Source organism: Candidatus Poribacteria bacterium (assembly GCA_016866785.1).
GTDB lineage: Bacteria > Poribacteria > WGA-4E.
On the sequence record VGLH01000153.1, the window covers coordinates 1 to 8,507 of the forward strand.

An 8,507-nucleotide genomic window follows, 5' to 3' on the forward strand; every position below is an offset into this window, starting at 1 on the left:
ACCCGTCACACAAGCGTCTCATCTTCGGCGAAAATCCCCGGACGAACGGCGCGAGGTCGGACACGCGGCGAACATCCTGTAGCATGGTCAGAACTCCATCCAGAGACCGTGATTCTGACCCACATTCTAACCCACATTCTAACCGGTTCTCGTATGTCACAACTTTGGGAAATGAGGTCAGAAGGCTCTCTTGTCGATCCCGTTCGGCGTGGGCTAGCATCTCTGCTATATCCGGAGCAAACCTCCGGGATCGCGTTGTCGCCTACGCGGAGGAGTGCACCATGTCGAATTCGGGCTATCGCGTTGCCATCGTCGGCGCTACCGGAGCCGTCGGGGTCCTGATGCGCGAGATCATCGAGGAGCGCAACTTTCCCGTTCGGTCGCTCCGGCTTCTCGCGTCGTCCAGATCCGTCGACAAGACGTTCCAGTTCCACGGTGACGCGGTCGCCGTTGAGGAGTTGAATGAGACGTCGTTCGAGGGCATCGACTACGTCTTCAGCTCGGCAGGTGGTTCGATCAGCAAGCAGTTCCTTCCGCACGCCGTCAAGGCAGGGGCGGTTTGCGTCGACAACACCTCGGCTTTCCGCATGGATCCGAACGTGCCGCTCGTGGTTCCAGAGGTGAACCCGGAGGCAGCGTTCAAGCACCAGGGCATCATCGCCAATCCGAACTGCTCGACGATCCAGATGGTTGTCGTGCTGAAGCCGCTGCACGACTTGGCAAAGATTCGTCGCGTAGTCGTGTCGACCTACCAGGGCGTGTCCGGCGCGGGGGCGCAGGCGATGGCGGAAGCCCGCGAGCAGATCGCCGCCGCGCTCAACGGCGAGTCGTTCGACAGCAAGAAGTTTCTCCACCCAATCGCGTTCAACTGCATTCCGCAGATTCCGCATGGCGCCGGTTCCAGCCCATTCAATGCCGACGGTTACTCCGAAGAAGAGGTCAAGATGATCAAGGAGACCGTCAAGATCCTGGGCGATCCGAGTGTGCGCGTCACGGCGACGACGGTGCGAGTGCCGGTACTCGTCGGCCACTCCGAGTCGGTCAACATCCAGACGGAGACCAAGCTGACCGCCGCCGAGGCGCGTCTGGCGTTGAGCAAGGCTCCCGGAATCACGGTCGTCGACGATCCCGCGAACGGGCAGTACCCGTTGCCGATCCACGCGGCGGGCAAAGACGACACGTTCGTCGGCCGTATCCGAGAGGACCATTCGGCGGACAACGCGCTGAACCTGTGGATCGTCGCCGACAACCTGCGCAAGGGAGCCGCGCTGAACTCCGTCCAGATCGCTGAGCTTCTCGTCGCGTAGCCGTCGAACGCGCTTGACCGCGTGCCCGATCGGTTGTATCTTGGACGCAGTTCAGGTCTGGCGACGGCAGGACACCGAATGACGATAGAACGCTTCGCAGCCGGCACGCGGGTGGACGGACACTGGCATTGGGGCTGGTGCGTCTGGACTCGGTGTGCCTGACGGCGGAGTGACGGAATCGGTCGAGTAACGCAACACGCCGCAGGTACCACCGAGGGACCTGCGGCGTTCGTGTTTCAGGAGAACGGAAGGATCACGATGCGCGCACTCGATGGACTGAAGTTCAATGAGCAGGGGCTCATCCCCGCGATTATCCAGGACGATTCGAACGGCGATGTCCTGATGCTGGCGTGGATGAACCAGGAGGCGGTACGGCGCACGATCGACACAGGACGCGTGACGTTCTGGAGTCGGTCGCGCCAAAGCTTCTGGGTCAAGGGAGAGATGTCTGGACACACGCAGACAGTGCGCGCCGTACAGTACGACTGCGACGGCGATTGCCTGCTGATCCGCGTCGAACAGGCGGGAGCCGCGTGCCACGAAGGCTTCCGCTCCTGCTTCTTCCGGACGGTCTCTCCCGATGGCGATGCCTCCGAGGAGAACCAAGAACGAATCGTCGACCCGCAAGAGGTCTATGGAAGAAAGCCCTGATGTACACGCCAACGCTCGACGAGTTCCGACGAAAGGCGTCCGAAGGCACCCTGATCCCCGTGTTCCGCGAAGTGATCGCGGACCTGGAAACGCCCGTCTCAGCGTTCCTCAAGATCGATGACGGCAGCCATGCGTTCCTGCTCGAGTCGGTCGAAGGCGGTGAGCACCTCGCCCGCTACTCGTTCCTCGGCACGCGACCGTCGCTCATCTTCTCCAGTCGAGGCAACGAGGTCCGGCTGTCCCATCCGGCGACGGGCAAGCAGACCGCGAAAGTCGTCGCCGACCCGTTCGCGGAGCTCGAGGCGATCATGTCGCGATATCGCCCCGTGCCCGTCGAAGGGCTTCCTCGGTTCCACGGCGGCATGGTGGGATACCTGTCGTACGACATGGTGCGCTTCTTCGAGCGCCTGCCAGATACGACCGACGACGACGCCCACCTTCCCGATGCCGTGTTCCTTCTGACCGACACGATCCTCGTGTTCGACCACGTCCGCCATCGGATCCAGATCGTGTCGAACGCCCATCTGGACGAGGACGCCGACGTGGACGCGGCGTACGCCGAAGCGGTCGCGCGAATCGACGACATCGCGGATCGCCTGCGCAAACCGCTCGCCGTGGAGCCGTGCGGCGTCGCCAGTGGCGAGTTGGCGCCTGAAGCCAACATGCCCCGCGAGCAATACGAGGATTCCGTACGGCGAGCCAAGGAGTACATCCACGACGGCGACATCATCCAAGCCGTGTTGTCGCAGCGGTACACGGTCCGCATGGCGACCGATCCGTTCACGTTCTACCGAGCGCTGCGCGTCGTCAATCCGTCGCCGTACATGTACTTCCTGAACCTGGGCGATCTCCAAATCGCCGGAGCCTCGCCGGAGATGCTCGTGCGCGTCGAGGACGGCGTTGTCGAGACACGTCCCATCGCTGGAACCCGTCGGCGCGGCGCTTCTTCGCAGGAGGACGACGAGCTGGCGGCGGAACTGCTCGCCGACCCGAAGGAGCGGGCTGAACACGTCATGCTCGTCGATCTGGGCAGGAATGACCTGGGGCGCGTGTGCGAGGCGGGATCGGTTCACGTGCCCGCGTTCATGACGATCGAGAAATACTCGCACGTCATGCACATCGTCTCGTACGTGGTCGGGCGGTTGTCTCAGGGCAAAACGTCGTTCGACGTCATACGGTCGGCGTTCCCGGCGGGCACGCTCAGCGGCGCTCCGAAGATCCGCGCCATGGAGATCATCGACGAGCTGGAGCCGACGCGCCGAGGGCCCTACGGGGGAGCCGTCGGCTACTTCTCGTTCGGCGGCAACGCCGACACCGCGATCACGATCCGAACCTTGGTCGTCCACGGCGGGTGCGCTTCGGTGCAGGTGGGCGCTGGCATCGTCGCCGACTCGGTGCCGGAGCTCGAACACACCGAATGCCGGAACAAGGCTGGAGCCGTGATGCGAGCCCTCGAACTGGCTTACGCAGGCTTGGAGGCTCGATGACCATGGTGCTCATGATTGACAACTACGACTCGTTCACCTACAACCTCGTGCAGTACCTCGGCGAGCTCGGGGCGGATCTGCGAGTCGTGCGGAACGACGCGATGACTGTCGATGAGCTGCTGGCGCTCGATCCGGACCGCATCGTCGTGTCTCCGGGGCCCTGTACGCCGCGCGAAGCGGGCGTCTCGGTCGAGGCGATCCAGCGGTTCGCAGGTGTCGTGCCGCTGCTCGGCGTGTGTCTCGGGCACCAGAGCGTCGGTCAGGCGTTCGGCGGAACCATTGTCCACGCCAAGCGGCTGATGCACGGCAAGACGTCTCCGATCAAGCACGGTGGGTCGGATGTGTTCGCCGGACTCCCCGATCCCTTCGAGGCGACCCGCTACCACTCGCTCGTGATCGATAGGAAGTCGCTTCCAGACTGCCTCGAAGTGACCGCCGAGTCCACGGACGACGGCGAGATCATGGGCATCCGGCACAAAGACCTGCCGGTCTGGGGCGTACAGTTCCATCCGGAGTCGATCCTGACCACCGAGGGCAAACGGCTGCTCGCGAACTTCCTCGCGATGCCTTCACGGAACGCGGAGTCTTCCCGATGATCCAGGCGTACATCCAACGCGTCGTTGCCGGCGAGAGCCTGTCAGAGGCCGACGCAGCCGCCGCGATGGGCGCAATCATGGGCGGGGAGGCGACGCCCGCCCAGATCGGCGCATTTCTGACGGCGCTGCGCATGAAGGGCGAGACGGTTGACGAGGTTGTCGGTTTCGTCCGCGTGATGCGCGAGAAGGCGACGCCGATACGGGCGTCGAGGACGCCGCTCGTCGACACGTGCGGAACCGGCGGCGACCATTCCGGCACGTTCAACATCTCGACGGCGGCGGCGTTCGTCGTCGCCGGTACGGGGGTCGCCGTCGCCAAGCACGGGAACCGCGCCGCGACGAGCCAGTCCGGGAGCGCCGATGTGCTGCGCGCTTTGGGCGTCAACGTCGAAGCGAACCCCGAAGTCGTCGCGCGATGCATCGACGAGGCGGGCATCGGGTTCCTCTTCGCCGTGGCGCTCCACGGGGCGATGAAGCACGCTATCGGTCCCCGGCGCGAGATCGGCATCCGCACCGTGTTCAACATCCTGGGTCCGATGACGAACCCCGCCGGGGCGAAGCACCAGTTGATCGGCGTCTTCTCCGCCGACTGGGTCGAACCGATCGCGCAGACGCTGCGCAAGCTCGGGACGGCGCACGCTCTCGTTGTCCATGGGAACGACGGTCTCGACGAAATCACGACGACGGCTCCGAGCCTCATTGCCGAACTGCGCGGCGGTTCGGTCAGCATCAACGAGTTCGATCCCTTGGACTTGGGAATCGCCAGAGCGGAACCCGACGCCCTCAAGGGCGGAACCCCGGATGAGAACGCTGCGGCGCTTCGGGCTCTTCTCTCCGGCGAGCCCGGGGCGCTGCGAGATGTCGTCGTGCTGAACGCCGCCGGGGCGTTGATCGCGGCAGACGCCGCGAACGATTGGCGAGACGGACTCGCCCAGGCGAAGGAGTCGATCGACTCCGGTGCGGCACTCGCTAGACTGAACAACCTCGTCCGAGTGTCCGGCGAAGCCCATCGATGAGACGCTCGATCCTCGACAAGATCGTCGCGCACAAGCGGAAGGAACTCCGCCGTGACGCGGAGTCCGTCCCGAGGTCGGAGTTGGTGCGCGTCGTCCGTGACCTGCCGCCGACAAAGCCCTTCGCCGACGCGATCCGTCGGAGTGGGGGTGTCCGGCTGATCGCCGAGGTGAAGAAGGCATCCCCTTCGAAGGGGGTCATCCGGGAGGACTTCGATCCCGTCGCCATCGCGCAAGCCTACGAGGAGGGCGGCGCGCACGCGCTGTCGGTGTTGACGGACGAGCGGTTCTTTCAGGGGAGCCTTGCGTACCTTCGGGAGATCCGCGCCTTCGTGGAGCTCCCGATTCTGCGCAAGGACTTCACTCTCAGCGAGTACCACGTCTATCAGGCGCGAGCCGCCGGAGCGGATGCCATCCTGCTGGTCGTGGCGATCTTGGGCGACGACCACCTGCGCGACCTGCTCGCCTGCGCGTCTGAGAACGACCTGGCGTGCCTCGTCGAGGTTCACGATGAGACGGAGCTCGACCGCGCCCTGGCAGCGGGAGCGACGATCATCGGCGTCAACAACCGCGACCTGCGGACCTTCGAGACGCGGCTGGAGACGACATTCAGGCTACGGGAGCGCATCCCGCCGGATCGCATCTGCGTCAGCGAGAGCGGGATCGATTCGCGCGGCGACGTCGAACGACTCGACGACGCCGGAGTCGATGCGATGTTGGTCGGAGAGTCGCTGATGCGGAGTGACGACATCGCGGCAAAGGTTCGGGAGTTGGTCGGTTCCTCATCGACCGCTGCGTGAGGAAGGGCGGCTGGCGAGAGCCGCCCTCGGATATGATCGGCTAGATTGCCGGCACGTTGACGGCGACTTCCTTCCCGGATGCGTGAGACCGGAAGATGCCGTCCATGATGACGTTGGTGTGGAGCACGCCTTCCGGCGGAATGGGCGCGGGCCCGCCTGCGTGAACCGCTTCGCGGAACGCCGCCATCTGCGCTTCCCACACGTCCACCTCAGGGAACCCGCTGAACTTGATCGTCGTCATGCCTTCGGGCGGGTTGGCTTCCGGCGTCAGCCCCTCTGCCTTCGCCAGCTTCTTGATCTCAGGCGTCAGCGAGTCGGCGTAGACGACGGGCCCGCCGAGGGAGATGCCCGCGTTCTTGCCGAGGAAGAACGTCCCGCCGAGCGAGTCCTGGTGGACCGCCCACGATATCTTGAAGACCATGACGCCGCCGTTCTCGAAGCGCACCCACGCCGCACCGAACTCCTCGACGTCCATCTTCGCCCACTGCGGGTCTTTCCGCGAGATGTAGTCGGCGGCGAGCGCCGAGACGCGCACGGGCTTGGGATAGCCCATCACGTAGAGGGCGTTGTGCATGTTGTAGACGCCGATATCGACGATTGCACCCGCTCCGGCGGTCTTCTTGTAGATGAAGGTGTGTCCGGGCACTCCCCGCCGGCGGCAGCCGGAAGTCTCCGAGTAGTAGATGTCGCCGAGAACGCCCTCCATGACGAGCTTTCGAGCGAACTGCAGACCCGGATTGAACGTGCTGTGAATACCGATCTGGAGGATCTTGCCGCTCCCCTTGGCTGCCCGCGCCATCGCAGTGGCATCGGCAAGGGTGGCAGCCATCGGCTTTTCGCAGAAGACGTGCTTGCCGGCTTCCAGCGCGGCGACGGTCGGGCGTCGATGCGCCTGGTTGTACGTGCAGACGCTGACCGCGTCGATGCCGTCCATCTCGAGCATCTTGTTGTAGCTCGTGAAGGCGTGCTGTTTCGGCACGCCCCATTCCTCCGCAGCTCTGAGAGACTTGTCCTTGAAGATGTCGCAGACGGCGACGATGTCGAACCCGCCTGCCTTCCGATAGGCGCTGATGTGCGCGCGCGAGATGCCGCCCGTGCCGATGACTGCCACGCGGATGTTTCTCGGAGCCTTCTTGCGTACCACAGCCGTCTCCTTCCCGCTCCTGCGACCCAGGATTCGGACAAAACTGCCGAACGACTGCGCGTGAGTCTACGCCCAGCCCTCACGGATCACAACACACCGGGTCCGGGCAACCGAGAGCTCCGCTGCGCCCACGGGTCTTGCCGAACCCTCCCAGCAGGCTCTACCTTTGGCGCAGTGTTCCGCGGACCGGGCTCCGAGCTCGTCACGGATTGGGCAACCCATACCATGCGCATTCTCGCGATCTCCCATCCCGCCGTCGCACGGGCCTATCGACGCAAGTTCGAGCTGATCGCCGCGTCGAGCGACGTCGAACTGCGGCTCGTCGTGCCGGAGGCGTGGCCCGAGGAAGCGCGGCGCGTCGTCTTCGACCCGACGGACGCACCGAACTGGGTGACGTCGCTGCCCATCGCCTTCGAGGGTTACTACACGCGGTACTTCTTCACGCGCGGCATCGCCGAGCAGTTCCGGGATTTTCGTCCTGACCTCGTCCATATCGAGGAGGAGCCGTACAGCCTGTCGGCGGGTCAGGCTCTGTGGATGCTGCGCCGACATACGCCCACCGCCCGCCTCGTGTTCCGCACGTCCATCAGCGCCGATATCCGACTCAAGGCGGTCGCCCTGCCATTCCTGCGGATGATCGAAAGCGCCGTGTTCCGGCGCGCCGCGTGTGGCTTCGTGCTCAGCGAGCGGGCAGGCGAGATCATGCGTCGTCATGGGTATCGCGGCGAAACGCGCGTATTCCCGAACGGCGTCGACACCGACGTGTTCCGACCGGCTGACGAATCGACGCGCGACGCGCGTAAGGCTGAGCTGGGGCTGTCCGGCGACGTCGTCGGCTATGTCGGGCGGCTGATACCCGTCAAGGGCATCGAGACGCTGCTCGACGCCGTTGGAGATATGCCCACGGCGACGGTCCTGATCGTGGGCGATGGACCGCATCGATCCGTTCTGGAACGTCGCGCTGAGGGCTTGGGACTTGCAGATCGCGTCAGGTTCGTGGGTTCCCACCCGACGGAGCGTGTCGCCGAGATGATGGCTGCGATGGACGTGTTCGTTCTGCCGTCTCGGACGTCTGCGACGTGGGTGGAGTTCTTCGGTCGCGTCGCCGTGGAGGCGATGGCTGCCGGTGTGCCGGTGATCGGTTCCAGCTCTGGCGAAATCCCGAACACCATCGCCGACGCCGGGATCGTCTTTCCAGAGGGCAATGCCCGGGCCCTTGCCGAGTCGATCCGGGAGGTGTTGACCTGCCCAGAGCTGAGCGCCGAGCTCCGCGCACGAGGATTGGCGCGCGTCCGAGAGCGGTACGCCTGGGAGGCGGTCGCTCGGAACACGGTGGAAGCGTACGCCGAGATCATGCGCGCTCCTCGACGCACCTAGAGCGCAGGAGGAAGCGTCCGCAGCCATTCCAGGTTGAAGCCGTAGTGAAGGCGACTGCTGATCAGATGGACTATGCCGCTGGCATCCTGGCACACGGCGAGGTAGCCTCTCGGTTCCGCTTCGCTAGCGCTC

At 64.7% G+C, this 8,507-nt stretch carries 8 protein-coding genes; 7 read left to right on the forward strand and 1 reads right to left on the reverse strand.

Translation table 11 applies throughout. The annotated features are described in order from the left end of the window. Positions 1 to 281: 281 nt before the first annotated feature. The 6 genes from FJZ36_16620 to trpC all read left to right on the forward strand — a co-directional run bounded on the left by FJZ36_16620 (position 282) and on the right by trpC (position 5,854). The gene (locus FJZ36_16620; GenBank protein ID MBM3216522.1) at positions 282 to 1,307 is read left to right on the forward strand and encodes an aspartate-semialdehyde dehydrogenase; all 1,026 of its coding nucleotides are present in this window, start codon (positions 282 to 284) and stop codon (positions 1,305 to 1,307) included. 258 nt (positions 1,308 to 1,565) lie between these two features. Then, positions 1,566 to 1,958, forward strand: a complete 393-nt coding sequence (gene hisI / locus FJZ36_16625) for a phosphoribosyl-AMP cyclohydrolase (protein MBM3216523.1) — start codon at positions 1,566 to 1,568, stop codon at positions 1,956 to 1,958. Beyond that, a complete protein-coding gene (gene trpE, locus FJZ36_16630) occupies positions 1,958 to 3,445 on the forward strand; it encodes an anthranilate synthase component I (GenBank protein MBM3216524.1) in 1,488 nt (495 codons plus the stop codon). The genes hisI and trpE overlap by 1 nt, the downstream gene beginning before the upstream one ends. Before the next feature lie 2 nt (positions 3,446 to 3,447). Continuing rightward, positions 3,448 to 4,041: an aminodeoxychorismate/anthranilate synthase component II gene (locus FJZ36_16635; GenBank protein ID MBM3216525.1), complete on the forward strand. Its 594-nt coding sequence runs from the start codon at positions 3,448 to 3,450 to the stop codon at positions 4,039 to 4,041. Beyond that, positions 4,038 to 5,057, forward strand: a complete 1,020-nt coding sequence (gene trpD / locus FJZ36_16640) for an anthranilate phosphoribosyltransferase (protein MBM3216526.1) — start codon at positions 4,038 to 4,040, stop codon at positions 5,055 to 5,057. Before FJZ36_16635 ends, trpD begins: the two co-directional genes overlap by 4 nt. After that, positions 5,054 to 5,854, forward strand: a complete 801-nt coding sequence (gene trpC / locus FJZ36_16645; protein MBM3216527.1) for an indole-3-glycerol phosphate synthase TrpC — start codon at positions 5,054 to 5,056, stop codon at positions 5,852 to 5,854. The genes trpD and trpC overlap by 4 nt, the downstream gene beginning before the upstream one ends. Positions 5,855 to 5,894: 40 nt before the next feature. Here trpC and FJZ36_16650 read toward each other — a convergent pair whose 3' ends face one another. Next, on the reverse strand, positions 5,895 to 7,031 hold the full coding sequence (locus FJZ36_16650) for a Gfo/Idh/MocA family oxidoreductase (protein ID MBM3216528.1): 1,137 nt from the start codon (positions 7,029 to 7,031) through the stop codon (positions 5,895 to 5,897). A 192-nt stretch (positions 7,032 to 7,223) separates the two neighbouring features. Here FJZ36_16650 and FJZ36_16655 point away from each other — a divergent pair, with 192 nt between their 5' ends. Further along, positions 7,224 to 8,375, forward strand: a complete 1,152-nt coding sequence (locus FJZ36_16655; GenBank protein MBM3216529.1) for a glycosyltransferase family 4 protein — start codon at positions 7,224 to 7,226, stop codon at positions 8,373 to 8,375. The last annotated feature ends 132 nt before the right edge of the window (positions 8,376 to 8,507 follow it).